This window comes from Caulobacter sp. 602-1, from assembly GCF_003931565.1.
In the GTDB taxonomy this organism is placed as follows: Bacteria; Pseudomonadota; Alphaproteobacteria; order Caulobacterales; family Caulobacteraceae; genus Caulobacter.
This window is the reverse complement of record NZ_RRYI01000013.1, coordinates 1-24,857: the sequence shown is the minus strand read 5'-3', so window position 1 is coordinate 24,857 and position 24,857 is coordinate 1. Positions and strand designations below refer to the sequence as shown.

Annotated in this window: 29 protein-coding genes; 21 read left to right on the top strand and 8 right to left on the bottom strand. The window is 68.1% G+C overall.

Features of this window, described 5'->3' with window-relative positions:
• Positions 1-102: 102 nt before the first annotated feature.
• The 7 genes from rplO to rplQ all read left to right on the top strand — a co-directional run bounded on the left by rplO (position 103) and on the right by rplQ (position 5,613).
• On the top strand, positions 103-588 hold the full coding sequence (rplO, locus tag EIK80_RS24675) for a 50S ribosomal protein L15 (RefSeq protein WP_125159660.1): 486 nt from the start codon (positions 103-105) through the stop codon (positions 586-588).
• A gap of 232 nt (positions 589-820) precedes the next feature.
• Positions 821-2,176 (top strand): preprotein translocase subunit SecY, encoded by a 1,356-nt coding sequence (gene secY / locus EIK80_RS24670; protein ID WP_125159659.1) that lies wholly within the window; start codon positions 821-823, stop codon positions 2,174-2,176.
• 136 nt (positions 2,177-2,312) lie between these two features.
• Positions 2,313-2,888: an adenylate kinase gene (locus tag EIK80_RS24665; RefSeq protein ID WP_125159658.1), complete on the top strand. Its 576-nt coding sequence runs from the start codon at positions 2,313-2,315 to the stop codon at positions 2,886-2,888.
• 246 nt (positions 2,889-3,134) lie between these two features.
• The gene (gene rpsM, locus EIK80_RS24660) at positions 3,135-3,503 is read left to right on the top strand and encodes a 30S ribosomal protein S13 (protein ID WP_096032935.1); all 369 of its coding nucleotides are present in this window, start codon (positions 3,135-3,137) and stop codon (positions 3,501-3,503) included.
• Positions 3,504-3,515: 12 nt separating this feature from the next.
• The gene (gene rpsK, locus EIK80_RS24655; RefSeq protein WP_004616890.1) at positions 3,516-3,905 is read left to right on the top strand and encodes a 30S ribosomal protein S11; all 390 of its coding nucleotides are present in this window, start codon (positions 3,516-3,518) and stop codon (positions 3,903-3,905) included.
• 77 nt (positions 3,906-3,982) lie between these two features.
• On the top strand, positions 3,983-4,999 hold the full coding sequence (locus EIK80_RS24650) for a DNA-directed RNA polymerase subunit alpha (RefSeq protein WP_047413138.1): 1,017 nt from the start codon (positions 3,983-3,985) through the stop codon (positions 4,997-4,999).
• 200 nt (positions 5,000-5,199) lie between these two features.
• Positions 5,200-5,613: a 50S ribosomal protein L17 gene (gene rplQ / locus EIK80_RS24645; protein WP_125159657.1), complete on the top strand. Its 414-nt coding sequence runs from the start codon at positions 5,200-5,202 to the stop codon at positions 5,611-5,613.
• Positions 5,614-5,678: 65 nt separating this feature from the next.
• Here rplQ and EIK80_RS24640 read toward each other — a convergent pair whose 3' ends face one another.
• From EIK80_RS24640 to EIK80_RS24625, 4 genes are all read right to left on the bottom strand, one after another.
• Complete coding sequence (locus EIK80_RS24640; RefSeq protein ID WP_233586930.1) at positions 5,679-6,245, bottom strand: hypothetical protein; 567 nt, start codon at positions 6,243-6,245, stop codon at positions 5,679-5,681.
• A 104-nt stretch (positions 6,246-6,349) separates the two neighbouring features.
• Entirely contained in the window at positions 6,350-6,895 is a 546-nt protein-coding gene (locus tag EIK80_RS24635) for a sugar O-acetyltransferase (protein ID WP_125159656.1), read from the bottom strand.
• 2 nt (positions 6,896-6,897) lie between these two features.
• Complete coding sequence (locus tag EIK80_RS24630; protein WP_125159655.1) at positions 6,898-7,725, bottom strand: ABC transporter permease; 828 nt, start codon at positions 7,723-7,725, stop codon at positions 6,898-6,900.
• A complete protein-coding gene (locus EIK80_RS24625) occupies positions 7,725-8,636 on the bottom strand; it encodes an ABC transporter ATP-binding protein (RefSeq protein WP_125159654.1) in 912 nt (303 codons plus the stop codon). The genes EIK80_RS24630 and EIK80_RS24625 overlap by 1 nt, the downstream gene beginning before the upstream one ends.
• A 169-nt stretch (positions 8,637-8,805) precedes the next feature.
• On the opposite strand from EIK80_RS24625, the gene EIK80_RS24620 reads away from it, so the two are divergent.
• The 10 genes from EIK80_RS24620 (at position 8,806) to EIK80_RS24575 (ending at position 17,172) form a co-directional block, all read left to right on the top strand.
• Positions 8,806-10,047 (top strand): ectonucleotide pyrophosphatase/phosphodiesterase, encoded by a 1,242-nt coding sequence (locus EIK80_RS24620; protein ID WP_125159653.1) that lies wholly within the window; start codon positions 8,806-8,808, stop codon positions 10,045-10,047.
• Positions 10,048-10,133: 86 nt separating this feature from the next.
• Positions 10,134-10,592 (top strand): VOC family protein, encoded by a 459-nt coding sequence (locus EIK80_RS24615; protein ID WP_125159652.1) that lies wholly within the window; start codon positions 10,134-10,136, stop codon positions 10,590-10,592.
• A gap of 35 nt (positions 10,593-10,627) precedes the next feature.
• Positions 10,628-10,924 (top strand): MmcQ/YjbR family DNA-binding protein, encoded by a 297-nt coding sequence (locus EIK80_RS24610; RefSeq protein ID WP_233586929.1) that lies wholly within the window; start codon positions 10,628-10,630, stop codon positions 10,922-10,924.
• Positions 10,921-11,250, top strand: coding sequence for a helix-turn-helix transcriptional regulator (locus EIK80_RS24605; RefSeq protein WP_125159650.1), 330 nt, complete (start codon positions 10,921-10,923; stop codon positions 11,248-11,250). The genes EIK80_RS24610 and EIK80_RS24605 overlap by 4 nt, the downstream gene beginning before the upstream one ends.
• Positions 11,247-11,741: an SRPBCC domain-containing protein gene (locus EIK80_RS24600; protein ID WP_125159649.1), complete on the top strand. Its 495-nt coding sequence runs from the start codon at positions 11,247-11,249 to the stop codon at positions 11,739-11,741. The genes EIK80_RS24605 and EIK80_RS24600 overlap by 4 nt, the downstream gene beginning before the upstream one ends.
• On the top strand, positions 11,738-12,988 hold the full coding sequence (locus tag EIK80_RS24595; RefSeq protein WP_125159648.1) for a TCR/Tet family MFS transporter: 1,251 nt from the start codon (positions 11,738-11,740) through the stop codon (positions 12,986-12,988). Before EIK80_RS24600 ends, EIK80_RS24595 begins: the two co-directional genes overlap by 4 nt.
• A 78-nt stretch (positions 12,989-13,066) precedes the next feature.
• On the top strand, positions 13,067-14,503 hold the full coding sequence (locus tag EIK80_RS24590; RefSeq protein ID WP_125159647.1) for a Do family serine endopeptidase: 1,437 nt from the start codon (positions 13,067-13,069) through the stop codon (positions 14,501-14,503).
• 34 nt (positions 14,504-14,537) lie between these two features.
• On the top strand, positions 14,538-15,839 hold the full coding sequence (locus EIK80_RS24585; RefSeq protein ID WP_125159646.1) for a replication-associated recombination protein A: 1,302 nt from the start codon (positions 14,538-14,540) through the stop codon (positions 15,837-15,839).
• Positions 15,836-16,651: an RluA family pseudouridine synthase gene (locus tag EIK80_RS24580; protein WP_125159645.1), complete on the top strand. Its 816-nt coding sequence runs from the start codon at positions 15,836-15,838 to the stop codon at positions 16,649-16,651. The genes EIK80_RS24585 and EIK80_RS24580 overlap by 4 nt, the downstream gene beginning before the upstream one ends.
• Before the next feature lie 11 nt (positions 16,652-16,662).
• A complete protein-coding gene (locus EIK80_RS24575; protein WP_125159644.1) occupies positions 16,663-17,172 on the top strand; it encodes a hypothetical protein in 510 nt (169 codons plus the stop codon).
• Here the strand turns inward: EIK80_RS24575 and EIK80_RS24570 are convergent, their stop codons facing one another.
• Entirely contained in the window at positions 17,173-18,405 is a 1,233-nt protein-coding gene (locus tag EIK80_RS24570) for a hypothetical protein (protein WP_125159643.1), read from the bottom strand. It abuts the gene before it with no gap.
• Positions 18,406-18,569: 164 nt separating this feature from the next.
• On the opposite strand from EIK80_RS24570, the gene crcB reads away from it, so the two are divergent.
• Together crcB and EIK80_RS24560 are read left to right on the top strand one after the other, a co-directional pair.
• Positions 18,570-18,953: a fluoride efflux transporter CrcB gene (crcB, locus tag EIK80_RS24565; RefSeq protein ID WP_125159642.1), complete on the top strand. Its 384-nt coding sequence runs from the start codon at positions 18,570-18,572 to the stop codon at positions 18,951-18,953.
• Complete coding sequence (locus EIK80_RS24560; RefSeq protein ID WP_125159641.1) at positions 18,950-19,945, top strand: RluA family pseudouridine synthase; 996 nt, start codon at positions 18,950-18,952, stop codon at positions 19,943-19,945. The genes crcB and EIK80_RS24560 overlap by 4 nt, the downstream gene beginning before the upstream one ends.
• A gap of 34 nt (positions 19,946-19,979) precedes the next feature.
• Here the strand turns inward: EIK80_RS24560 and EIK80_RS24555 are convergent, their stop codons facing one another.
• From EIK80_RS24555 to EIK80_RS24545, 3 genes are all read right to left on the bottom strand, one after another.
• Positions 19,980-21,017, bottom strand: a complete 1,038-nt coding sequence (locus tag EIK80_RS24555; RefSeq protein ID WP_125159640.1) for a MerR family transcriptional regulator — start codon at positions 21,015-21,017, stop codon at positions 19,980-19,982.
• Positions 21,018-21,106: 89 nt separating this feature from the next.
• Positions 21,107-22,384, bottom strand: coding sequence for a DUF1501 domain-containing protein (locus tag EIK80_RS24550; protein ID WP_125159639.1), 1,278 nt, complete (start codon positions 22,382-22,384; stop codon positions 21,107-21,109).
• Positions 22,381-23,814 (bottom strand): DUF1800 family protein, encoded by a 1,434-nt coding sequence (locus EIK80_RS24545; protein WP_125159638.1) that lies wholly within the window; start codon positions 23,812-23,814, stop codon positions 22,381-22,383. Before EIK80_RS24545 ends, EIK80_RS24550 begins: the two co-directional genes overlap by 4 nt.
• Positions 23,815-23,867: 53 nt before the next feature.
• On the opposite strand from EIK80_RS24545, the gene EIK80_RS24540 reads away from it, so the two are divergent.
• Both EIK80_RS24540 and EIK80_RS26490 read left to right on the top strand, forming a co-directional pair.
• Positions 23,868-24,590, top strand: coding sequence for an ATP12 family chaperone protein (locus EIK80_RS24540; RefSeq protein WP_125159637.1), 723 nt, complete (start codon positions 23,868-23,870; stop codon positions 24,588-24,590).
• A 129-nt stretch (positions 24,591-24,719) separates the two neighbouring features.
• Positions 24,720-24,857, top strand: a 138-nt coding sequence (locus EIK80_RS26490) for a hypothetical protein (protein WP_199743615.1), incomplete at its 3' end; no start/stop codon positions are given.

The window sequence follows — 24,857 nt, the reverse complement described above, 5'->3', positions numbered from 1 at the left end:
TCACCATTGAGTTTTGGAGCGTTTTAGGGTTTTAAGCGCGCTCTGATTTCTCAAGCCGAGTCCAGCCGCTGGCTGGGCGCAGATCTCCAAGGAGAGGCACATATGACCAAGCTGAACGAACTGGCCCCGCAGGAAGGCTCGACCAAGGGCCGCATGCGCGTCGGCCGCGGCCCGGGTTCGGGCAAGGGCAAGACCGCCGGTCGCGGTGTGAAGGGCCAGAAGGCGCGCTCGGGCGTCGCCATCGCCGGCTTCGAAGGCGGCCAGATGCCGCTCCACATGCGTATGCCTAAGCGCGGCTTCAACAACCCCTTCCGCCTCGAGTTCGCCGAAGTGAACCTGTGGCGCCTGGAACAGGCCGTCGCCGCCGGCAAGTTCAAGGCCGGCGCCGAGCTGGCTCCCGCCGACCTGGTCGCCGCCGGCGTCATCCGTCGTGAACTCGACGGCGTGAAGCTGCTGGGCAAGGGCGAGATCAAGACCGCCCTGAAGCTGACTGTCTATTCGGCCACGGAAGCCGCCATCAAGGCCGTCGAGGCCGCCGGTGGTTCGGTCACCGTGACCAAGAAGGCCAAGGCGCAAGCCGAAGCCTAAGGCCATATGTCATCCCGGTGAGCGCCTGGCGCTTTTCGGGACTTCGTTTCGACCGGGATGACAGAAATAGGAGGCTCGCCGTGACATCACGGCGAGCCTCACCTATTTGTGCCCTCTACCTGGGCCTGCCCTTTTCAAATCCTTTGAAACGGATAAGCAGGCTCCGCGCCAAATTTCGTTGGAGTCGCCGGATCGTGTCCGGCCGTCACGCTCCAGAGTCGTGGGGATCTGAATGGCCTCGGCCGCCGAACAACTCGCAGCCAACATGAATTTCGCGTCGTTCCAAAAGGCGACCGAACTTCACAAGCGCATCTGGTTCACGATCATCGCTCTGGTCGTCTACCGCCTGGGCACCTATGTGCCGATCCCCGGCATCGATCCGGCCGCGTTCTCGCGCCTGTTCAGCGGCAACGCCGAGGGCATCCTCGGCATGTTCAACACGTTCTCGGGCGGCGCCGTGCAGCGCATGGCCATCTTCTCGCTGAACGTGATGCCCTACATCAGCGCCTCGATCATCGTGCAGCTGATGGGCACGGTGTATCCGCCGTGGGAGAAGCTGAAGAAGGAAGGCGGGGAGGCGGGGCGCAAGACCCTCAACCAATACACCCGCTATCTGGCCGTGGTGCTGGCCGTGGTCCAGTCGGCCTCGATCGCCATCGGCCTGTCGGCCCAGCCCGGCCTGGTGGCCGGCGGCGTCGGCCCGGTGTTCTTCGTCGTCTCGACCGTCGTGGCCCTGACCGGCGGCACCCTGTTCCTGATGTGGCTGGGCGAGCAGATCACCAGCCGCGGCGTCGGCAACGGCGTCAGCCTGATCATCTTCGCCGGCATCGTGGCCCACCTGCCGATGAGCCTGGGCCAGCTGCTGGTCCAGTCGCAGACCTCGGGCAACTACACGCCGCTGTTCCTGATCCTGATCGGCGCCGTGGCCGCCATCCTGGCCATCGTGTTCATGGAGCGCTCGCAGCGCCGCCTGCTGGTCCACTATCCCAAGCGCCAGCAGGGCAACCGCATGGTCGGCGGCGAGAGCTCGTTCATGCCGCTGAAGATCAACACCGCGGGCGTCATCCCGCCGATCTTCGCCTCCAGCCTGCTGCTGCTGCCGACGACGGCCCTGCAGTTCATCAACGCGGCCAACCTGCCGTCCTGGGCCCAGTGGCTGCCGGGCGTGGTCGGCGCGCTGCAGCACGGCCACCCGGCGTTCCTGGTGTTCTACGCCCTGCTGATCATCTTCTTCTCGTTCTTCTACACCTCGGTCGTGTTCAACCCCGAGGAGACGGCCGAGAACCTGCGCAAGTACGGCGGCTTCCTGCCCGGCATCCGCCCGGGCAAGCGCACCGCCGAGTACCTGGACTACGTGCTGACCCGCCTGACGGTGATCGGCGCGGCCTACATCACGGCCGTCTGCGTGGCGCCGGAGCTGGTGATGATGGCGGTCAAGTCGAACCAGTTCGCCCTGGGCGGCACCTCGATCCTGATCGTCGTGACGGTGACCATGGACACCGTGGCGCAGATCCAGTCGCACCTGCTGGCCCACCAGTACGAGGGCCTCATCAAGAAGTCGAAGCTGCGCGGCGGCCGTAGCCGCTAAGCCGAGCTTCAAATTTATTGGAAGCGTCGGAAGCCGGTTTGTCACAAAACCGGCTTCCGTTTTCTTTCCCGGGGCTCTAGGTCTGCTCCGGGAGATCAGCCGGGCGCAGACTCGGCAGACGCGCGAAGGGGCTTACATGAACTTGATCCTGTTCGGTCCGCCAGCGGCGGGGAAGGGCACTCAGGCCAAGCGCCTGGTCACCGAGCGTGGCATGGTCCAGCTCTCGACCGGCGACATGCTGCGCGCCGCCATCGCCTCGGGCTCGGAGCTGGGCCTGAAGGTGAAGGGCGTGCTGGACCGCGGCGAGCTGGTCACCGACGAGATCGTCATCGCGCTGATCGAGGATCGTCTGCCCGAGGCCGAGGCGGCCGGCGGCGCGATCTTCGACGGTTTCCCGCGCACGGTCGCCCAGGCGCAAGCTCTGGATAAGATGTTGGCGGCCCGTGGACAGAAGATCGACTCTGTTCTCCGACTCAAGGTAGACGAGCCAGCCCTGATCGAGCGGATCAAGAAGCGGTTCGAAGAACAGGGACGGCCGGACGACAATCCCGAAGTCTTCGTGACTCGCCTGGCTCAGTACAATGCCCAGACCGCGCCGCTGCTGCCTTACTATGAAGGGCAGGGGAAGCTCACGGAACTGGACGGAATGGGTTCGGTCGAAGCCGTCGCCAGTTCCATCGACGAGGCCTTGGCGCCTGTCTCGGTCGGTTGATCCGACAGAGATAAACAGGCTCCAAATACCGAAAGGTAGCGTGACATTCGTCACGCGGAGCGTCGTCGCTTAAAGAAGCCCTGATTCACTGGATGTCTGGTGGATTCAGTTGTTGACGGAAGCGAAACGATCCCTATAACGGGGCGCTTCCGCGAAAGGGCGCGATCCGTGCGCGCCGGTTTGGGTCTCCGACCCGGCCGGGCGCGCCGTTCGCGTCTTTAGTGCGTGACTAGGAGAACATTAGACGTGGCCCGTATCGCAGGCGTCAACATCCCGACGAACAAGCGCGTTTTGATCGCGCTTCAGTACATTCACGGCATCGGCCAAAAGTCGGCTCGTGAGATCATCACCAAGGTGGGCATCGAGGAAGCCCGTCGCGTCAATCAATTGACCGACGCGGAAGTCCTGCAGATCCGCGAGACGATCGACCGTGACTACACCGTCGAGGGCGACCTGCGTCGCGAGAACTCGATGAACATCAAGCGTCTGATGGACCTGGCCTGCTATCGCGGCCTGCGTCACCGTAAGGGCCTGCCGGTCCGCGGTCAGCGCACCCACACGAACGCTCGCACCCGCAAGGGTCCGGCCAAGCCGATCGCCGGCAAGAAGAAATAAGGTAGCTTGACGATGGCCAAGGAACCGGGTCGCGTTAAAAAGCGCGAACGCAAGAACATCACCTCGGGCGTGGCGCACGTGAACGCCTCGTTCAACAACACCATGATCACCATCACCGACGCCCAAGGCAACACGATCTCGTGGTCCTCGGCCGGCATGATGGGCTTCAAGGGTTCGCGCAAGTCGACGCCGTACGCCGCCCAGATGGCTGCGGAAGACGCGGGCAAGAAGGCCGCCGAGCACGGCGTCAAGACCCTGGAAGTCAACGTTTCGGGTCCGGGTTCGGGCCGTGAATCGGCTCTTCGCGCGCTGCAAGCCGCGGGCATGACGATCACGACCATCCGCGACGTCACGCCGATCCCGCACAACGGCTGCCGTCCGCCCAAGCGCCGTCGCGTCTAGTACTTTTTAGACCACTAATCTCCTTCGCCGGCTGCGCAAAACGCGGCCGGCGAGCCGCGTTCAAGGGACCCGACCACGTGATCGAAAGAAACTGGAACGAGCTGATCCGTCCTGAGAAGCCGCAGATCGAAACCGGAGCCGATGCGACCCGCAAGGCCCGTATCGTCGCCGAGCCCCTCGAGCGCGGTTTCGGTGTGACGCTCGGCAACGCCCTGCGTCGCGTTCTGCTCTCGTCGCTGCAAGGCGCCGCCGTCACCGCCATCCAGATCGATGGCGTGGTGCACGAATTCTCCTCGCTCGAAGGCGTCCGCGAGGACGTCGTTGATATCGTTCTGAACATCAAGCAACTGGCCGTTCGGATGCACGCCGAAGGCCCGAAGCGCATGACCCTGCGCGCCACGGGCCCCGGCCCGGTGACCGCCGGTCAGATCGAAACCCCGGCCGACATCGAAATCCTGAACCCCGACCACGTGCTCTGCACGCTGGACGACGGCGCTTCGGTGCGGATGGAGTTCACGGTCAACAACGGCAAGGGCTACGTCCCGGCCGACCGCAACCGTCCGGAAGACGCGCCGATCGGCCTCATCGCCGTCGACGCGCTCTACTCGCCGGTCAAGCGCGTCGCCTACCGCGTCGAGCCGACCCGTCAAGGCCAGTCGCTGGACTATGACAAGCTGGTCCTGGAAGTGGAAACCAACGGCGCCGTCACTCCGGTGGACGCCGTGGCCTACGCCGCCCGGATCCTGCAGGACCAACTGCAGATCTTCATCACCTTCGAGGAACCGAAGGCCAAGTCGGCCGACGAGTCCAAGCCGGAACTGCCGTTCAACCCGGCCCTGCTGAAGAAGGTCGACGAGCTGGAACTGTCGGTCCGTTCGGCCAACTGCCTGAAGAACGACAACATCGTCTACATCGGCGATCTGATCCAGAAGACCGAAGCCGAGATGCTCCGCACCCCGAACTTCGGCCGCAAGTCGCTGAACGAGATCAAGGAAGTTCTCGCCGGCATGGGCCTGCACCTCGGCATGGACGTGCCGAACTGGCCGCCGGAGAACATCGAAGACCTGGCCAAGAAGTTCGAAGACCAAATCTAAGAACCTCTTCGCCACCGCGCTTAATCCGGGCCGCTTCTCCTTCCTCGGAAGGGGAGGCGGCCTGGGCCTTTTGAAGCCGCTCACGCGGTCGAGGGCCCCGGCGCTTCGCTCTGACCCGGTCGGGACGGACCAGGATTGGTGACAATCAGGCGCTCGACATATTTTGCGCCGCTCGGGCTCGATGCCCAGGAGACTAAGACATGCGTCACGGTAACGCCCACCGCAAACTCGGCCGCACCTCGGCTCACCGCACCGCCATGTTCGCCAACATGTCGGCTTCGCTGATCAAGCACGAGCAGATCGTCACCACCCTGCCCAAGGCCAAGGAACTGCGTCCGATCGTCGAAAAGCTGGTCACCCTGGCCAAGCGCGGCGACCTGCACGCTCGTCGTCAGGCCATCAGCTCGGTTCGCGACGTCGAACAAGTCGGCAAGCTCTTCGCGGTCCTCGGCCCGCGCTACAAGGACCGTCAGGGCGGCTACATCCGCGTCCTGAAGGCCGGCTACCGCTACGGCGACAACGCCGCCATGGCCGTGATCGAGTTCGTCGACCGCGACGTCTCGGAAAAGGGCAAGGACTCGGGTCCGGTCTACGTCAACGACGCCGAAGACTAAGATCTTTCAGCGCCAGCTGAACGCGAAGGCCCCGGAGAAATCCGGGGCCTTTGTCGTTTCTGCGCTCAGGGCTTGACGGCCGCCGCCCGAGCCGCGCGCAGAGCTTCGAGTTGCTCGGCTTGGCGGGCTAGGGCGGGGACGCCAAGTTCGCTGCGGAGGGCGTCGGAGACCAGGTTACGATCATAAGGCTCCTGGCCCATCGAGCCCCTGAACTGTGTGCCGTAAACCTGCGGTTTGCCGATCATCATCAGGTAGCGGTCGAGCGTCGCGCTAGCGATCCACAGAGACGACTTGTCACCCTTGCCGACCGCCACCATCGCCAGGGTGTGGGCCAGCAGGTAGTCGTCCGCCTTCGAGCCGTGCTGGAAGATGAAAGCAGCGTGCTCGTAGTCTTCGGCCGTGTGTAGAGCGCCGGCCGTGAGCAACGCGCGGGTGGCCAAGCGTCGCTGTTCGTCGCGAGCGGTGACCTTGTCCCAATCTATTTCGTCAGGCTCCCGATCGCTCTGGTCCTCGTTGTAGAGGCGGGTCATCTCGGCGTTCGAGGTGGTTGGCGCCGCCAGCGAACGGGCATGCGCAGGGTCAGCGAGAAGAAGCAGGCTGATCAGGGCGAGCAGAGACATGCGCAGCGTCATAGAGTCTTCCAAGCGTGGCAAAGCTTGCAGCCACCATGGCATAGACTCCTCTAGAGATGCGATATGGCAGTCCGCGTCTTGAGGTGGATCTTGGAGTTCCGCCGCTAGCCCTTCGGCTTCACCGGCCGCGCCGGATTTCCCACCACCGTCGCCCCGGCCGCCACGTCCCGCGTCACCACCGCGCCGGCTCCGATCACCGCGTCGTCGCCGATGGTCACGCCGGGCAGGATGATCGCGCCGCCGCCGATCCAGACATTGGCGCCGATATGGATGGGCTTGCCGGACTCCTGGCCCGTGCGGCGCAGGGCCGGATCGCGCGGATGGTCGGCGGTCAGGATCTGCACGCCCGGGCCGATGGCCGTGGCCGCGCCGATGGTGACCTCGACGACGTCCAGGATCACGCAGTTGAAGTTCATGAACACGCCGTCGGCCAGGCGGATGTTGTAGCCGTAGTCGACGAAGAACGGCGCGCGGACGGCCACGTTCTCTCCGACCGCGCCCAGGCCCTGGGCCAGCAGCATCGGGCGCTCGTCGAGCCCGGCGCTGTTGTAGCGATCCATCCAGCTCTGGGCGACGCGCTGGTCGGCCTGCAGCTCGGCGTCGACGGTATAGAGCTCGCCGGCCAGCATCCGTTGCTTCTGGGTCTTCACGCCTACTCCTTGGTCAGGTCCTGGCGGCGGAACAGCAGCACCGCGCCGGTCGTCAAGAGGGCCGTCCAGACGGCGAGCATGGCCAGGGCCGCGCCGGCCGAGCTGGCGGTCTGACCCAGCATGGTCGGCTCCAGCAAGGTCGCGCGCAGCAGGTCGGCGTCATAGACGGGGATGGCCAGCAGCTTCCAACTCGACTGGCCCTGTTCCATCATCCGTAGCGAGCTGGCCAGCACGGTCTGCACGAACCGGACGCCCAGGCAGGCGACGACCACGCCCATGGTCGAGCGCGAGAGCACCCCGATGCAGGCGGACAGGGCCGCCAGGGTCATGGCCTCAAGCCAGGTGATGGCCAGGACGCCGAGCACGTCGAACAGGTTGCGATCGAACATCGACACGGCCAGGGCCTTGCCGTTGATCCCCGCGCCGATCACCGCCGCGGCGGCCGACAGCACGGCGGTCAGCGCCAGGCTCCAGAACACCGCCTCGCCGACCACGACCAGCTTGGCCAGCAGCAGGTTCTGGCGGGTGTTGCGCGGGGTCAGCAGCCGCCAGGTCTCCCAGCGATAGTCGCCGGCCAGGATGGCGGCCGCGCCGATCATCAGGAACAGCGCCCCGAAGGTCGAGGCCCCGCCCGCCAGGGCCTTGATCATCTGGTCGAGCAGGCCGATCCCCAGGCCGGGCATCGGCTTCTTGACCACATAGTGCAGGAAGAGGTCGCCGCCGATGCTGAGCAGGAAGCCCACGATCGGGGCGAAGCAGAACCCCCAGAACAGGGCCGAACGGTCGCGCAGCAGGCGGAAGCGTTCGGCGGCGATGGCGTCGGCGAGCATCAGAGCGCTCCTTCGTTCGACGGCTGGGCCGTTTCGAGGGTCCGGAGGTAGACGCCCTCCAGGTCGGCGTCGCGCCAGCGCGCCTCGGTGATCTCGACCCCGGCCTCGACCAGGGCGCGGATCAGGGCGGGCGCCTCCTCGCGGCGGATGTCGGCCAGGGCCGCGTCCGCGCCGTCGGCGACGCCCTTGGCGCCCAGCACGCCCAGGACCTGGGCGATGGGCGAGGCGGCGGTGATGCGCAGGCGGGCCTCGCCGGCGGTCAGTTCGGCCACGCCGCCCTCGGCCACGACCTTGCCCTTGGACAGGATGGCCACGCGCTCGCAGACGCGCCGCACCTCGTCCAGCTGGTGGCTGGCCAGGATGACGGTGACGCCCTCGCGCTTGGCCAGATCCACGATCAGGGCCCGGATCTCCTGGATGCCGGCCGGGTCCATGCCGCTGGTCGGCTCGTCCAGGATGACGAGCTCGGGCTTGGTGAAGAAGGCGGCCGCCAGGCCCAGGCGCTGCTTCATGCCGACCGAATAGCCGGCGGTCGAGCGGTCGGCGGCATGGGCGATGCCGACCCGCTCCAGCCAGCCGTCGACATCCGCGTTCTTGGCCCCGCTCTCCAGGGCCAGCATCTTCAGGGTGTCGCGACCGGTCAGATAGGCGGGGTAGCGCGGCGTCTCGATCATCGCCCCGACCTTGCGCAGGGCGGTGATGTCGCCGGGCGCGGCGCCGAACAGCCGGGCCGAGCCGGTGGTGGGCCGCACGAGGCCCAGCGCGATGCGAAACAGGGTGCTCTTGCCCGCGCCGTTGGGACCCAGCACCCCGAACACGCCGCCGGCCGGAATGGCGATGGAGAAGTCGTCGAGGGCGCGCACCGCCCCGTAGGTCTTGGTGAGGCGGTCGGCCTCGAGGGCGATCGACATGCGGGGGGTTCCGAGCGCCGAAACGAGTCGGCAGGCGAAGGGACTATGGCGAGACGGCTCGCCCCCGCCAAGTTAAGAGGCGGTCATGGTGTCGGCGAACGCTGATTGTCATACGACTGCAATCCCTTGCGTCGATCAGGAGGCCTGTTTCGGTTTCGAGAGTGCGTCGATGTTGTTCCGCCGCGTCCTGTCCCTGGTTTTCGCCCTAGGCCTGGCGCTGACGTCCGCGGGGGCGGTCCTGGCGCGCGAGACGGCCCCGCACCTGACTCTTCTGGTGTCGATGGACGGTTTCCGCGCCGACTATCTGGATCGTGGCGTGACGCCGAACCTGAAGGTCCTGGCCGACGACGGCGCGCGCGGGTCCATGCGACCCTCGTTTCCCAGCCTGACCTATCCCAACCACTACACCCTGGTGACCGGCAAGCGCCCCGACCGCAACGGCGTGGTCGGCAACGAGATGGAGGACGTCGTGATCGGCGGGCCCAAGTTCGTGATGAACGGCCCGACCGCCAACGACCCGCGCTGGTGGAACCAGGCCAAGCCGTTCTGGGTCTCGGCCGAGCAGCAGGGCAAGAAGAGCGCCGCCATGTTCTGGCCGGGCTCAGAGACGGCGATCGACGGCGTCCGGCCCAGCCACTGGATGAAGTATCAGCACGACCTGCCGTACGACGCGCGGATCGACCAGGTGCTGGCCTGGGTGGACAGCGCCGACGGCCCGCCGCTGGCTTTCGCCACCCTCTATTTCGACGCCGCCGATACGGAGGGGCACCACTATGGTCCGGACTCGCCGGAGCTGACGGCGGCGCTGGTCGAACTGGACCGCTGCATCGGCCGTCTGGTCGAGGGGCTCAAGGCGCGGGGACGTTTCGAGACGACCGACCTCATCATCGTCGCCGATCACGGCATGGCGCCGCTGCCGGCCGCTCATCGCGTGGTGCTGGACGACCTGATCGACGTCTCGAAGATCCATCTTGTCGCCAAGGGCGCGGTGACCAGCTTCTCGCCCCTGCCGGGCCAGGCCAAGGCGGTCGAGGCGGCGTTTCTCAAGTCCGCGCCGCCGCACATGACCTGCTGGAAGAAGGGACGGATCCCGGCGCGTTTCCACTACGGCCGCAACAGGCGCGTGCCGGCCATCGTCTGCCTGTCGGAGACCGGCTGGTACACGACGACGCTGGAAGCTCGGAAGAAGCCCGGCAAGTGGGACGGCAAGGACGGCGGGGCGCACGGCTTCGACCCCTATGACGTCAGGATGCGCGCGGTGTTCGTGGCTCACGGCCCCTCGTTCAGGCCGGGCGTCGTGCTGCCCGTGTTCGACAATGTCGACGTCTATCCGCTGCTGGCGAAGGTGACCGGCGTGAAGCCCGAGAAGGGCGACGGTTCGCTGAAGGTGATAGGTCAGGCGCTGCGCTAGCCACAACGGAGAGGCGCTCTGAAGAGGCTTGCCGAGATAGTTTCGATATGCGTTAAATATTTCCTCATATCGCAAGGATCGCCGTCATGTCCGACTCCCGCCCTGGCCTGGTTTCGGCCGTCGTCTATCGTGATCCCAAGGCCGCGATCGCCTTTCTGGAAAAGGCGTTCGGCTTCGACTTGACCCTGCTGATCGAGGACGCCGACGGCAATCTGGCCCACTCGCAGATGGACTATGCCGACACGCGGATCATGGTCGGCAACGAGTGGAGCGAGCACCACGCCAGCCCGGCTTCGGTGGGCGGAAAGAACACCCAGTCGGTTCACATCTACATCGCCGCCGACGTCGACGCCCACTGCGAGCGGGCCAGGGCGGCCGGGGCCGAGATCATCGCGCCGCCCGAAACCCAGTTCTACGGCGCGCGCACCTATCGCTGCCGCGATCCCGAGGGGCACATCTGGACCGTCTCGGCCGATGTCGAGACGGTCTCGACAGACGAGATGGAGAAGCGCAGCGGCCTCAAGATCGCGGTCGGCGCGGAATGATCACGCCGGAGGACTTTCGTCGGTTGGCCTTGTCGATGCCCCAGGCGATCGAGAGCTCGCACATGGGTACGGTCGACTTTCGGTGCGGGAAGATCTTCGCGACCCTGGGCAATCCCGACGCGGCCTGGGCGATGGTCAAGTTGACGCCGGATCAGCAGGAGATGCGTGTTGCGGCTGAGCCCGAGGTGTTCGTCCCCGTGCCGGGCGGCTGGGGCAAGGGCGGGGCTACGCGTCTGCGTCTGGCCGCCTGCGACGAGGCCACGGCGCGCGGCGCGCTGAACGACGCCTGGCGCAATGTCGCGCCCAAGAAGCTGCTGGGCGCCCAGCCTTGAGCGAAGCGCTCGACCGCACCCTGGCGGCCCTTGCCGACCCGCACCGCCGTAGGGCGGTCGACCTGCTGCGCGAACGGCCCCGGCGGGCCGGAGAACTGGCCGAAAGTCTGGGCCTGACGCCTCCGGCGATGAGTCGGCATCTGCGCGCCCTGCGCCAGTCGGGCCTCGTCGAGGAGAGCCATCCGGACTTCGACGCCCGCGTCCGGGTCTACCGTCTGCGGGCCGAACCGATGGACCAGCTCAAGGCCTGGCTGGAGGCGGCCGAGGATCACTGGGTCGACCAGCTGTCGGCCCTGAAGGCGCACGTCGAGGGCAGATCGAAGTGAACTCCAGGATCCTGGTCGCCCTGCGCATCGCCGCCCCGCCGGAGGTGGTGTTCGACGCCTTCACCGACGACATCGCTCTGTGGTGGCGTCCCAACGCCCTGTTCTCCTTCACCCCGCGTTCGCCGGGCGTGATGGCCTTCGAAGACGGCCGGCTGGTGGAGCGTCTGCCGACCGGCCAGGTGTTCGAGGTGGGCAAGGTCCGGGTCTGGGAGCGCGGCGCGCGCCTGGTGTTCGGCTGGCGGCAGGCGACCTTCGCGCCGGGCATGGACACCGAGGTCGACGTCCGGTTCGAAGCGGTGGAGGCGGGGACTCGCGTCACCGTCGAGCATCGCGGCTGGGACAGCGTGCCGGCCCCGCACGTGGCGCGGCACAGCTTTCCGGACGGCGTCTTCCTGCAACGGCACGGGGAATGGTGGCGGGCGCTGCTGGCGGGTCTTGCGAGCCGGGCGAACAGCGTCCAACTAGGGGCGGCCGGGGAGGGCGATCCATGAACCAACCGATCACCGGGGCCAAACGTCAGGCCGCGCTGGGCTTCATCTTCGTCACCGCGATCATGGACGTGCTGTCGCTAGGCGTGATGATCCCCGTCCTGCCCAACCTGGTGAAGCAGTTCGGCGGCGGCGACACGGCCGTGGCGGCCGACTGGAACATCCTGTTCGCCACGGTCTGGGGCGTGATGCAGTTCTTCTGCTCGCCGATCCTGGGTTTGATGTCCGACCGCTTCGGCCGCCGGCCCGTGATCCTGACGTCGATCTTCGGCCTGGGCGTCGACTTCCTGTTCATGGCCTTCGCGCCCAGCCTGTGGTGGCTGTTCGTCGGCCGGATCTTCAACGGCATGACGGCGGCCAGCTTCTCGACCGCCTCGGCCTATGTCGCCGACGTCACCACGCCGGAGAACCGCGCCAAGGGTTTCGGCCTGATGGGCGCGGCGTTCGGCGTCGGCTTCACCTTTGGTCCGGCCTTGGGCGGCTGGCTGTGGCAGTTCGACCATCGGGCGCCGTTCCTGGTCTGCGCGGCACTGGCGCTATGCAACTGGCTCTACGGCTTCTTCGTGCTGCCGGAGTCTCTGCCGCCCGAGCGCCGCCAGCCGCGCTTCGACTGGACGAAGGCCAATCCCGTGGGCTCGCTGCAACTGCTGAACCGCCATCCGGGCCTGCTGGGGTTGGCCGGCATCGGCTTCCTGTTCCAGCTGGCCCACAACGTCCTGCCCAGCGTGTTCGTGCTCTATATGGGCTTCCGCTACGGCTGGTCGCCGGCGACCATCGGCCTGACCCTGATGGCCAGCGGCATTTCCAGCATAATCGTCCAGGCCCTGGTGGTCGGGCGAGTCGTCAAGGCGGTGGGCGAACGCGGCGCGCTGATGATCGGCCTGTTCTCCGGCTTCGCCGGCTTCATGATCTACGCCCTGGCGCCGACCGGAATGCTGTACCTGTGCGGCCTGCCGCTGTTCGCGCTGTCGGGCCTGATCCAGCCGGGCCTGCAGGGTCTGATGACCCGCCGCGTCGCGCCGAACGAACAGGGCCAGCTGCAAGGCGCCAATTCGGCGATGATGGGCATAGCCTCGATCATCGGGCCGCCGCTGTTCCTGTTTCCGTTCGCGTTCGCCATCCGCCACGACGCGACCCTGCACATGCCGGGCCTGCCGGTGCTGATCGCCGCGGCGCTGATGCTGGCCTCGACCGTGCTAGCCTACGCAAAGGCCCGACCGCTGCCCGCGCCGGAACCGCGGGCGGCCTGAAGCCTTACCATCGCGCAAAACGCCTTAGACTCGCCAGAAAGCTCGGCTGAGTTCCCGAGGAACGTTAGGAGCCTTTTCTTGAAGACCATTCGCGCCCTGCTGCCCGTCGTCGTCCTCCTGGCCGCCTGCTCGAATCCGGCCGGGCCGTCCAACGCCCAATCGGTCGGCAACGGACCCGTCCCCGACATGCCGCAGCCGACCCGCCGCGCCCCGGCCGACGCGGCGTCGATGAAGCTGTCGTTCTCGCCGGTGGTGAAAAAGGCCGCCCCGGCGGTCGTCAACGTCGCCAGCCGCCGGGTGGTGCAACGCCGCGTCGATCCCTTCTGGGACTTCTTCATGGGCGGCGGCGGCCAGGGCGGCAGCCAGGTGCAGGGCTCGCTGGGCTCGGGCGCCATCGTCCGCGCCGACGGGGTGATCATCACCAACCACCACAATATCGACGGGATGAGCGACATCACCGTCCAGCTGGCCGACCGTCGCGAGTTCCCGGCCACGGTTCTGCTGGACGATCCGCGCGCCGACCTGGCCGTGCTGAAGATCGACACCAAGGGCGAGAAGCTGCCGGTCATGGCCATCGACGATCAGGACCAGATGGAGGTCGGCGACCTCGTCCTGGCGCTGGGCAATCCGTTCGGAGTCGGGCAGACCGTGACCAACGGCATCGTCTCGGCCCTGGCCCGCACCGACGTCGGCGCGGCCAATTTCGGCAGCTACATCCAGACCGACGCGGCCATCAATCCCGGCAATTCGGGCGGGCCGCTGGTGGACATGGACGGCGACCTGGTCGGCATCAACACCTTCATCATCTCGCGCTCGGGCTCGTCCAGCGGGGTGGGCTTCGCCATCCCGGCGGCCGTGGTCCGCCAGGTCGTCTCGGCGGCCCTCGGCGGGGGCCACAGCGTTGTGCGGCCCTGGCTGGGCGTGAAGGGCCAGCCGGTGACCGGCGACATCGCCAAGAGCCTGGGCATGAGCGCCCCGCGCGGCGTGCTGGTGGCTCAGGTCTATCCCGGCTCGTCGGCGGATCGCGCCGGCCTCAAGGAAGGCGACGTCATCCTGTCGATCGACGGCCGGGCGGTGAACGACGAGGGCGGCGGCGCCTTCGCGATCGGCACCCATAAGGTCGGCGACCGCGTGCCGATGCAGATCCATCGCAACGATCGAGAGCAGACGCTGACTGTCCGCGCCGAGGCCGCGCCGGAAGTTCCCGCCCGCGACGAGCGCACCCTGTCGGGCGCCAACCCGTTCAACGGCGCCACGGTGGTCAACCTGTCGCCGGCCGTCGCCCAGGACCTGGACGTCGACCCGTTCGTTGGCAGGGGCGTGCTGGTGACCAAGATCGGCGGCGGCTACGCGGCCAATATCGGCCTGCAGCCGGGCGATTTCATCCGCGAGGTCAATGGCCGCGCGGTCAATACGGTGGCCGATCTCAACGCCGCGGCGAAGCTGCCGACCCGCAACTGGGTGGTGACGATCGAGCGCAACGGTCAGCGGATCACGGCCCGCTTCTCGGGCTGACGACTTGCGCCCGGCGGCCTGCTAGAAGAGTCGCATGTCCGATCTCTTCCAGGCCGCCGGCCTGACGCCCCACGCGCCGGCGCCGCTGGCCGACCGCCTGCGGCCCCAAAGCCTCGACGAGGTGGTGGGCCAGCAGCATCTCCTGGGTCCCGAAGGCCCCATCGGCCGCATGGCCGCGGCCCATCGCCTGGCCTCGATGATCCTGTGGGGGCCGCCCGGCACCGGCAAGACCACCATAGCCCGCCTGCTGGCCAAGGCCGGCGGCTACGAGTTCCAGCAGATCTCGGCGGTCTTCTCCGGCGTCGCCGACCTGAAGAAGGCCTTCGAACAGGCCCGCATGCGGCGCGCGGCCGGGCAGAGCACCCTGCTGTTCGTCGACGAGATCCACCGCTTCAACCGCGCCCAGCAGGACGGTTTCCTGCCGTTCGTGGAGGAGGGGATCGTCACGCTTGTGGGGGCCACCACCGAGAACCCGTCCTTCGAGCTGAACGGCGCTCTGCTGTCGCGCTGCCAGGTCTTCGTGCTCAGGCGCCTGGGCGAGGACTCGCTGGACCAGCTGCTGCAACGCGCCGAGGCTGCCGAGAACCGGCCGCTGCCGATCGACGCCGAGGCGCGCGGGGCGCTGGTGGCCATGGCCGACGGTGATGGCCGCTACCTGCTAACCCTGGCCGAGACCCTGTTCTCGATCGGGACCGACAGCCCGTTGAATGCGACGCAGCTCGGCCAGTTCCTGCAGAAGCGCCGTCCGGCCTACGACAAGGACCGCGAGGAGCACTACAACCTCATCTCTGCCCTGCATAAGTCGGTGCGCGGCAGCGATCCGGACGCGGCGCTCTACTGGCTGGCGCGGATGCTGGAGGGCGGCGAGGATCCGCTTTTCATCGCCCGTCGCCTGGTGCGGATGGCGTCGGAGGATATCGGCGCGGCCGATCCGCTCAGCCTGCTGCTGACCACGGCGGCCAAGGACGCCTATGACTTCCTGGGCTCGCCGGAAGGAGAACTGGCCCTGGCCCAGGCCGTGGTCCACATGGCCTCGGCGCCCAAGTCCAACGCCGTCTACAACGCCTACAAGGCCGCCCGTCGCGCGGCCAAGGAGACCGGCAGCCTGATGCCGCCGTCGCATATCCTCAACGCGCCGACCAAGCTGATGAAGTCGCTGGGCTATGGCGACGGCTACGCTTACGACCACGATGTCGAGGGCGGCGTGTCGGGCCAGAACTACTTCCCGGACGGCATGGAGCGCCGGCGTTTCTACGACCCCAAGTCGGTCGGCGCGGAAGCCAAGGTGCGCGAGCGCTTGGAAGCCTGGAGCCAGGTGCGTAAGGACGGCAAATGAGCAGTCCGAAATTCCGCCGTCCGCCCGGCGTCGCCAAACCCAAGGCCGTCGAATGCCCGATCACCCTGACGCCCGAGGAGATCGAGGCGGCGCGGTCATGGGTGCTGTACGAGGACGAGGCGATCATCGTGCTGGACAAGCCCGCCGGCCTGTCCAGCCAGGGCGGGCGGATCAAGGCCCATACGCTGGACGACCTGCTGTGGGCGTTCGCCAAGCCGGGCAAGGCCAGGCCGCGCCTGATCCATCGGCTGGACCGCGACACCTCGGGCGTGATCCTGACGGCCAAGACCAAGCCGGGCGCGGCCTTCCTGGGCGAGGCCATGATGGCCAAGCGCTTCCGCAAGTCCTACCTGGCCATCGTCGCGCCGGGCGCGCCCGAGCCCAAGGGCGGCATGATCGACAGCCCGTTGCGCCGCGAGTCGATCGGCCGCGAGGCCTATATGCGGGTCTGCGCGCCCGATCATCCGGACGCCGAGACCGCTCGCAGCCGCTATCGCACCCTGGCCAGCAACGGTGTCGCCGCGCTGGTCGAGCTGTCGCCCGACACCGGCCGCATGCACCAGCTGCGGGTCCATATGGCGTCCATCGGCCGGCCGCTCGCGGGCGACAGTCGCTATGGCGGGGCGCTGATGCTGGGCGGCGCGGCCGTGCCGCGCCTGATGCTGCACGCCGCGCGCCTGACCTTCCCGCACCCGCTGGGCGGCGAGCGCAAGGTCATGGCCCCGCTTCCGTCCGATTTCAAAGCCATGCTCCAGGCCCTGGATCTGGCGGTTCCGGAACAGCCCGGTTCCGAGGCCGTTGATCCGGTCTGAGGATATTCGCCATGAAGATCGCCAAGCCCCTGATCGCCGCCGCCCTGTCGGGCCTGCTGCTGGCCGCCTGCGCCACCGCCCCGACCGTTTATCGCGCCCAGCTCGGCGCGCCCAACGACGTCGGCTATTCGGAATATCGCCTGGAGGCCGGACGTTATCGCGTCACCTTCCAGGGCGGGCCGGGCGCCAAGGAGGCGCAGGTCGCCGACTATGCCCTGTTGCGCGCCGCCGAGCTGGCCCTGCGTGACGGCTATGACTGGTTCCGGATCGCCGACGGCTCGACCAATATCAGCGGTTACGACCGTGGGCCGCGCGTGTCGGTCGGCGGCGGTTCGGCCAGCTTCGGGCGGCGATCGAGCGTCGGCGTCGGCCTGGGGACGAGCTTCAATCTCGGCCCGGGCCCGGCGGTCTCGCGCTCGATCGAGGTGGTGTTCGGCAGGGGGCCGACGCCGCGCGACCGCGACGCCTATGACGCGCGGGACGTGGTCAAGAACGTCGGCTACGGACGCCAGCGAGTCTAGTTAGGCCGCCGCCCGCTTGCCCAGCGGATAGTTCGCGCGCAGCGCCGCGTGGGTGAGGCCGGCCGTCTCGGCGGCGGCGAAATAGCCGTCCTGGGGCAGGCCTTGCAGGATGGTCATCGGGGCCAGGCCCCGGGCGTCGCGACCAAAGGCCATCATCTCCATGGCGATCTTGCCGGCTTCGCCGGAGAGGTCGGAGGCGTCCAGCGCCAGGCCGGCCAGACGAGCGTCGCGCAGCACGCGCAGGGCCTCCTTGTCCGGCGGCACGCGGGCGATGACGCCGCGGGTAAGGGCGCGCAAGAGGCCGACCACTTCCAGCAGGCGGCCGGCGGGGGTGCCGCGGGTGACATCGACCAGTTCGATCATCAGGCCGCCGCGCAGCAGGCTCAGCGACAGGCCGGCTGTGCCCGTCAGCAGGTCGCGGCCGCGCTGGGTGCCCAGGGTGCGGAACGAGGCCGGCAGGATCAGTTCGGGCGCGTTGTGGCCCTGGGCCGAGCGGGCGAACACCGAGGCGTATTTCAGCGTCGACTCGTCGATGAAGGCCACATCGCGGTCCGACAGCTTGGTCAGGGCGCGGGCCGAGGCCTGGCGACCGCTGGCCAGGTGGGTGACCATCGGCTCGACCCGCACGGCGGTGGTGATGTTGCGACGCAGGCTGACCACATGCTCCAGCGTGAAGTCCACGCGCAGCGCCGCTCCGCCGGCGGTGGTGAAGGCCACCGGGGTGCGGCGGGCCTCGTCAGCGGGATCCACTTCGATACGGACCGGCGAGCGTGCGGAGTCGCGGCGGGCGCGGGCGGCCAGGATCACGGTCGGGTCGATCGGCTTGCAGACGGCCTCGCCGTTCTCGACCCCAATCACCGAACGGATGCCCAGGTCCTTCGGCGAGGCGGCGCCCAGCAGATGGGTCAGGACGTCTTCCAGGATCCGCACGCTGGTCGCCTGGGCGGCCAGGCCCTGGTCGTTGTTCATGGCGATCAGGAATTCGCTGTCCGAGATGCGGGCCCGCATGTCGTTGCGGTCCAGATGCTCGTTCAGCTTCAGCTCGACATAGGTCCAGACGTCGCCGCGCTTCTGGCTCCACCATTCGCCGGCCCAGTGCCGGATGGCCTTGATGCTGATCACGTTGACCGAGCCGCGCGCGACCAGCTCCGAGCCCGACAGGCGCTGAGCCACCGGGCCCGGGAGGGCCACGCGTTCGGTCGCGTCCGAAGAGGTTGAGGTGTCGAAGGGCATGGGTCTGGCGCTGTTGATACGCCCTGGAGAATGCGGGAAGCGCGCTTAACCGGTCGTTCGGAAATACGGTTTCCAAACGCGTTTACCGTGAAAGAAACCGGGGAAAATCAAGGGAACTTCGTTGGATGCTTGGCGTCTGCGTCAGCTCGGCGCATAAGGCGTTCATGAACAAGCTGCTTCTGGTGGCCGCTGGCGGAGCCGTCGGCTCGGTCGCGCGCTATCTGGTCGGCGTCGGCGCCATGCGGGTCATGGGGACGGGCTGGCCGTATGGCACCTTCACCGTGAACATCGCCGGGGGCTTCCTGATGGGGTGCCTGGCCTCGTGGCTGGCGCATCGCGGCAGCGGATCCAACGAACAGTGGCGCGTGCTGCTGGGCGTGGGCGTGCTGGGCGGCTTCACGACGTTCTCTTCGTTCTCGCTGGAGACCGCGCTGATGATCCAGAAGCGCGACTATCTGCCAGCCTTCTCCTATGCCGCCGCCAGCGTGCTTCTGTCCTTGGCGGCCCTGTTCGCGGGCCTTCTGATCGCCCGCAAGGTTTTCGCATGAGCATCAAGGAAGTCCGCACGCTGTACGTCGACGCCGGCGAGGACGGGGTCCGCCTCGATCGCTGGTTCAAGCGACGCTGGCCGCACCTCAACCACATCCAGCTGAACAAGCTGTTCCGCTCGGGCCAGGTCCGGGTCGACGGTTCGCGCGCCAAGGCCGACACCAAGTTGGCCGCCGGCAGCCAGATCCGCGTGCCGCCGCTGCCCGACGCACCCGATCCTTCGGACAAGGCCAAGCTGTCGCCGCGCGACATCGCCTACGCCAAGTCGCTGGTGCTGTACGAGGACGAGGAAGTCCTGGCGCTGAACAAGCCCGCCGGCCTGGCCGTGCAGGGCGGCACCAAGACCACCAAGCACGTCGACAAGCTGCTCAGCGCCTGGGGCGAGGGCGTCGATCGCCCGCGGCTGGTCCATCGCCTGGACCGCGACACCTCGGGCGTGCTGTTGCTGGGCAAGACGCCCGCCGCGGCCGCGCGCCTGTCGGGCGCCTTCGCCAAGCGCAAGGCGCAGAAGACCTATTGGGCCATCGTCGCCGGCAATCCGCACCCGACCGAGGGCGTGATGGAGCTGCACCTGGCCAAGCGCGGGGTCGGTGATCGCGAACTGGTGGTGCCGGCCCAGCCCAAGGACCCGGACGCCCAGCCGGCCGAGACCGAGTTCGTCACCATCAGCCGGGCCGGGCCTCGCGTCACCTGGATGGCCCTGCGTCCGCACACTGGCCGCACCCACCAGCTGCGCGCCCACATGAAGGCCATGGGCCATCCCATCCTCGGCGACCCCAAGTACGGCGACGACAAGTCCGCGCCGCTGTCGGAGGGGCTGAAGCTGCAGCTGCACGCCCGCTCGATCCTGCTGCCGCACCCTTCGGCCGGCATGCTGCACATCGAGGCGCCGCTGAGCCCCGAGATGAAGGAAGGCTTCCGCAAGTTCGGCTTCTCGGAAGACGAGGCCGACGCCGAACCCTTCGCGCGCCGCCAGACCAAGCGGCGGTAGTTCCGTCGGCCCAGGAGGACATGGGAAAGGCCCTTCAGGCTTTCTCCTGGCGGGGCATCATTGCGATCATCCCCTCGGTCCTGGCCCGGACGTCGGGCGACCCGAGGCAGCTGACCATCGCGTCATAGCCTGGCGCGCCTGGCGTGATCCGGACCATGAAGGGCGGCGCATGGTTGGCCGGACAGAAGATCACCGCCTCATCCGGGGTGGCTTCCGCCGGGTCCAGGATGCTGGAGGAGCGCGTCAGCATGAACAGCGGCGGGCGCGCGTATCCTCGCCGGCGCAGATCCGAGATCACCGCCTGCTGTGTGGGTTCGTCCAGCCCCTGCTCGATCATGTCGATGACGAGCATATTCGACCGCCCCCGTTCCAGGTGGATCACGAGCGTCACCAGGGCGTCGGCTTCGGTCGCGCCGTCTTCCACGAGCCACGCAAGTGACGCCTCTACGCGTTGGCGCAACTCGGAGTCGGCCTCCATGGCTCGCCTTGTCTCCTCATGGCGCTCGATCCGATCGAGTCCGATGAAGAGGGCGCCGGGCAGATGCTGGGCAAGCATCCGCGCCAGCCTCGTCTTCCCGCTGCCGAGCGGTCCGACGATATAGTTGAGCGCCCGAACGCCGCGCGCCTCGAACCATTCTCCGCCCCAAGGCCACGGGAGATTGAAGCCCGCGACCAGGGTGTCGGGAGCGGCCGTCAAACCCGCCAGGTCCAGCACCGCGGGGACCCGGCCTTGCGCCAAGGCGCGCCTCAGGGCGCTGATTTTCTCGAGTCGCTGACTGAGTTGGTCGAACTCCGATTCCAGTCGGGTCTGCAGCGCGCCAAGCGCGGGCTCCAGGCCGTCGGCCACGCCGCTCACGACGCGTTCCACCTGCTTGAGGCTGAAGCCCAGCGATCGCAGGGCGACGATCTCGGCGGCGCGCCGGATCTGGTCCGGTCCGTAGGCGCGCCAGCCGGTGGCGCTTCTTGTCGGGTGAAGCAGGCCGCGCTCCTCGTAGAGGCGAAGCGCCTTGGTTGAAATGCCCAGATGGCGGGCCGCTTCGGACGGGCTGAGGACATCGACGGAAGCACGCATGACTCGCCTCGCTGTGGCTGACCGTCCTATCCATGGGACCGGCCCCAGGGGCCGGGTCAAGAGGCTGGCGAGCGGGCGGCGGCGTCGAGCTACACCAGACCCGTGACCGGCTTCGCCGTCGCGCTGTCGGGGAACACCTTGCGCTCCAGGATCGCGCGGTCGACGCCGATGTGGTCGGCCAGCACGCCCTTGAACAGGCCGCGCATGTCGAGCGTCGGGGCGGTGTCGCGGTTCTCGAACAGGGCGTTGTCGGCCAGCCCCGGCCAGTCGCCGATGACGCCGCCCCCTTTCTTCAGCGCCCCGCCCAGGACGAGGCCCGTCGAGGCCGTGCCGTGGTCGGTGCCGCCGGTGCCGTTGACGCGGGCCGTTCTGCCGAATTCGGTGACGGCGATGACCACCGTGTTCTTCCACTCGGCGCCGAGCCCGGCATGCAGGCCGTCCAGCACCGCGTCCATATAGGACAGCCGGGTGGCGATCTGGCCCAGCTGGCCGGCGTGGGTGTCGAAACCGTCCAGCGAGATGGCCGCGATCTGGGGACCGCCGGCCTGGATCATGAAGCCGCCAAGGGTCGAGCCCAGTTTTCGCGCCGCCTCGCCGCCGGCGCGGTTCTGGCGGTCGTTGGCCATGGTGGGCGACATCCGCGCGGCGCCTGGCCTTGTCGGCGTCGAGGCCGCCGCGATGTTCATGGCCGGCGTGGCCGAGAGGGCGGTCATGGCCGTCTGGGCCATGGTCTCGGTCTCCAGTCCGCGCGCGAAGGCCGGGCCCAGCATCGGGTCGTTGCGATAGAGGTCCTGCAGCAGGGTCGGCAGGCGGGCGGTCTCGTCGACGCCCTTGCCGGGCGACCAGCTGGCTGCCTGGACCTTGCCGCGCAGGATCAACGGGGCGGTGGTTCCGACCGACAGACCCTCGACCTTGCGGACGGGAGCGAGAGCCTCCAGCGTGCGGTTCAGCCAGCCGGTCTCGGTCCCGTAGACATGGGCCGCGCCGGTCTCCAGCACGTCCTGGGCCTCGAAGTGGGAACGGGCGCGGTCGGGGCTGGCGATGGCGGGCGCGATGCGGGCCTCGCCCTTCAGCGCCAGGGCGTGAACGGCTTTCAGCTCGGGGTGCAGGCCGAAGGTGTCGTCCAGCTTCAGCACCTGGTCGGGCCTCAGGGCGATCGAGCCGCGCAGGTTGGCGTAGTTCGCATCGCCGACCGGCGGCGAGACGGATAGGCCGTCCATGCCGCCCCGGCAGATGACGACGACGAGCTTCTTCCTGGCGAGATCGCCTTCCGTGGCGGCGAAGACCTGCGAGCCCAGGAAGTTGACGGTGATCCCGAGGCTGGCGCCCAGGCCCAGCAGGGAGCGGCGGTTGATTTGAGCGGTCATCGGCGTTGGAACTCCGGGCTCATCACGAGAAGGGCGAAGGCTTCCTTGCGGGTCTCGGCCCGCGACACGGCCTTGGCGACAGGGGGCGTCAGGCGCGCGCCCAAGGCCGAGACGGCCAGGGCGTTGGGATCGGTGCGGTCGGCGACCACGGCGGCGAAGCCCTGGGCCCACTGCATCCGCTTGATGAGGCCATCGGGGGAGGCCCAGGTCTGGGCGTCCTCGGCCCAGCCCTTGGGGGAGGGGGGCGAGAAGGGCTTCTGGCCAAGGCCCGTGAGGATCGGCGCCAGGCGTTCGATCGCGGACGGCTCGGCCCCGATCAGGCGCCAGGTCGACAGGGTGTATTCGTAGGGCGTCTTGAACTTGGCGGGCGTCGGATCCCAGGCCTCGGGGCTTTCGACCAGGGCCTTGGCGACCTGGGCGAGATCGCCGCCGGTGTCCATCCAGCGCTTCTCCAGCCGCGCGGTGAGGGCGGGCGGGGGCGTGTCGGAGACGAAGTGGCGGGCGAGCTTGCCGCAGACGTGGCGGGCGGTGCGCTTGTCGGCGGCCAGGGTCTTCAGAACCGCCATGCCTTGCTGGATGTCGCCCTGGGCGTATCGGCGACCCATGATCGTGCGAGCGCCCGGCTCGTGGGCGGCGTCGCGGAACACGAACTGGCCCTGGCGATCCTCGTTGTCGCGGCCGACCGAGAAGCCGGTCAGGGCCCGCGCGAACTCGGTGACGTCGCTCTGCGTGTAGCCGGCGTCGACCCCGACCGTGTGCAGTTCCATGATCTCGCGGGCCAGGTTCTCGTTCAGTCCGGCCCTGGCGCCGCGCCTGCGGAGGCCGATCTGGCTGTTGGGACCAATCGACTGGGCCTGGTCCAGATAGGTCAACATGGCCGGGTGGGTCGACGAGGCGACGAGCAGGGTCTCGAAGCTGTCGAACACGTGGGGGCGGATCGCCTCGCGCTCGAACGGGCCGATCAGCACCGAGGTGATCTGCTTGGTGGCCGAGACCGTGAAGTGGTTGGCCCAGAACAGCGCCCAGCGCTCGCGGAAGCCCGCCGGCGTATTGGTCGCCAGGCGCGCGCGGGCCAGGAAGTCGGCATTGACCTTGTCCCGCAAGGCGAGCTGAGCGGCCTTTGCGGCTTGCAGGGCCGCGTCGTCGCTGGCCTCGCCGTCCTTTTTCTGCCGAGCGGCCTTCTGCTGCTGCTGGTAGTCGCGCATCTGCTCGAAGCGCTGGGCCGAGGTCTCGCCGCCGTCCTGCGGGGCGTCGGCGCCGTCGCGGCGGATCTGGGCGATCAGGAAGCCTTGCGGATCGGCCTTGGCGGCGTCGATCTCGCCGGGGCGGGCGCCCAGGCCGAAGCGGGTGACGGCGATGGCGGCCATCATGTCCTTGGACGGTAGGCTCAAGCGGCGCTCTCCCTTGCGCTGACACGCGATCTTGCTCATTCAACGCGGGTCATTGGCCGTTCCGTCGCGCGGCCCGGAAAAGAGTTCACGCCGTGTCCGACAAGTCCGAGCTGCTGCTGAAACCCAAGCGCTTCTACAAGGCGGCCGCCGCGGCGCCGGTCGAGGGGGGCTTCGCCGTTCAGCTCGACGGCCGCACGCCCAGGTCGCCGGCCAGGAAGCCGCTGATCCTGCCCACCCAAGCCCTGGCCGATCTGATCGCCGCCGAGTGGGAGGCCCAGGTCGAGTATATCGACAACAGTCTGATGCCGGCTACGCGCCTGGCCTTCACGGCCATCGACCGCATCGCCGAGACCCGCGCCGAGGTGTCCGGGGAGATCACCGCCTACGCCGCGTCCGACCACCTCTGCTATCGCGCCGAGCACCCGACGCCGCTGGTCGAGCGCCAGGCGCGCGAGTGGGGCGCGGTCCTGGACTGGGCCAAGGCCGAGCATGGCTTGGTGTTCACGCCGGTCGGCGGGATCATCCATCAGCCGCAGCCGCCGGCCACCCTGGCGGCTGTCGAGGCCCTGGCCCTGACCCTGGACGACTTCGGCCTGGCGGGGGTGGCCTTCGCCGCCGGTCTCTATGGCTCGACCGTGCTGGCCCTGGCCGTTCGCGCCGGCCGGCTGACCGGCCGCAAGGCCCTGGATCTGTCGCGCCTCGAGGAGGCGTTCCAGGCCGAGCAGTGGGGAGAGGACGCCGAGGCGACCGCCCGCGTGGCGTTCCTGGCGGTCGAGGCCGAAATGATCGACCGCTGGTTCGCCGCGCTCCGTTAGGGGGCGGGACCTTCCGCACTCCGCGGCGCCGCCAGGTCCGTCTTGCCTGCACCCCCTGGCCCCGCTAGGGCTGGCTTTCTAAGGTGGGCGAACCACCAGCATGAAGATCCGGGCAGGGGAGCTAGCGCGTTGCAGCACATTCTCGAGGAACTCGACCGTCGTCGCGAGCAGGCCAGGGCTGGCGGCGGGGAGGCGCGGGTGGCCGCCCAGCACGCCAAGGGCAAGCTGACGGCGCGCGAGCGGATCGACTTGCTGCTGGACGAGGGC

Coding starts and splice junctions, on each gene's coding strand:
- rplO (WP_125159660.1), top strand. CDS start 103: ATGACCAAGCTGAACGAACTGGCCCCGCAGGAAGGCTCGACCAAGGGC.
- secY (WP_125159659.1), top strand. CDS start 821: ATGGCCTCGGCCGCCGAACAACTCGCAGCCAACATGAATTTCGCGTCG.
- EIK80_RS24665 (WP_125159658.1), top strand. CDS start 2,313: ATGAACTTGATCCTGTTCGGTCCGCCAGCGGCGGGGAAGGGCACTCAG.
- rpsK (WP_004616890.1), top strand. CDS start 3,516: ATGGCCAAGGAACCGGGTCGCGTTAAAAAGCGCGAACGCAAGAACATC.
- rplQ (WP_125159657.1), top strand. CDS start 5,200: ATGCGTCACGGTAACGCCCACCGCAAACTCGGCCGCACCTCGGCTCAC.
- EIK80_RS24640 (WP_233586930.1), bottom strand. CDS start 6,245: ATGACGCTGCGCATGTCTCTGCTCGCCCTGATCAGCCTGCTTCTTCTC.
- EIK80_RS24630 (WP_125159655.1), bottom strand. CDS start 7,725: ATGCTCGCCGACGCCATCGCCGCCGAACGCTTCCGCCTGCTGCGCGAC.
- EIK80_RS24625 (WP_125159654.1), bottom strand. CDS start 8,636: ATGTCGATCGCCCTCGAGGCCGACCGCCTCACCAAGACCTACGGGGCG.
- EIK80_RS24620 (WP_125159653.1), top strand. CDS start 8,806: ATGTTGTTCCGCCGCGTCCTGTCCCTGGTTTTCGCCCTAGGCCTGGCG.
- EIK80_RS24615 (WP_125159652.1), top strand. CDS start 10,134: ATGTCCGACTCCCGCCCTGGCCTGGTTTCGGCCGTCGTCTATCGTGAT.
- EIK80_RS24610 (WP_233586929.1), top strand. CDS start 10,628: ATGCCCCAGGCGATCGAGAGCTCGCACATGGGTACGGTCGACTTTCGG.
- EIK80_RS24595 (WP_125159648.1), top strand. CDS start 11,738: ATGAACCAACCGATCACCGGGGCCAAACGTCAGGCCGCGCTGGGCTTC.
- EIK80_RS24585 (WP_125159646.1), top strand. CDS start 14,538: ATGTCCGATCTCTTCCAGGCCGCCGGCCTGACGCCCCACGCGCCGGCG.
- EIK80_RS24580 (WP_125159645.1), top strand. CDS start 15,836: ATGAGCAGTCCGAAATTCCGCCGTCCGCCCGGCGTCGCCAAACCCAAG.
- EIK80_RS24575 (WP_125159644.1), top strand. CDS start 16,663: ATGAAGATCGCCAAGCCCCTGATCGCCGCCGCCCTGTCGGGCCTGCTG.
- EIK80_RS24570 (WP_125159643.1), bottom strand. CDS start 18,405: ATGCCCTTCGACACCTCAACCTCTTCGGACGCGACCGAACGCGTGGCC.
- crcB (WP_125159642.1), top strand. CDS start 18,570: ATGAACAAGCTGCTTCTGGTGGCCGCTGGCGGAGCCGTCGGCTCGGTC.
- EIK80_RS24560 (WP_125159641.1), top strand. CDS start 18,950: ATGAGCATCAAGGAAGTCCGCACGCTGTACGTCGACGCCGGCGAGGAC.
- EIK80_RS24555 (WP_125159640.1), bottom strand. CDS start 21,017: ATGCGTGCTTCCGTCGATGTCCTCAGCCCGTCCGAAGCGGCCCGCCAT.
- EIK80_RS24550 (WP_125159639.1), bottom strand. CDS start 22,384: ATGACCGCTCAAATCAACCGCCGCTCCCTGCTGGGCCTGGGCGCCAGC.
- EIK80_RS24545 (WP_125159638.1), bottom strand. CDS start 23,814: ATGAGCAAGATCGCGTGTCAGCGCAAGGGAGAGCGCCGCTTGAGCCTA.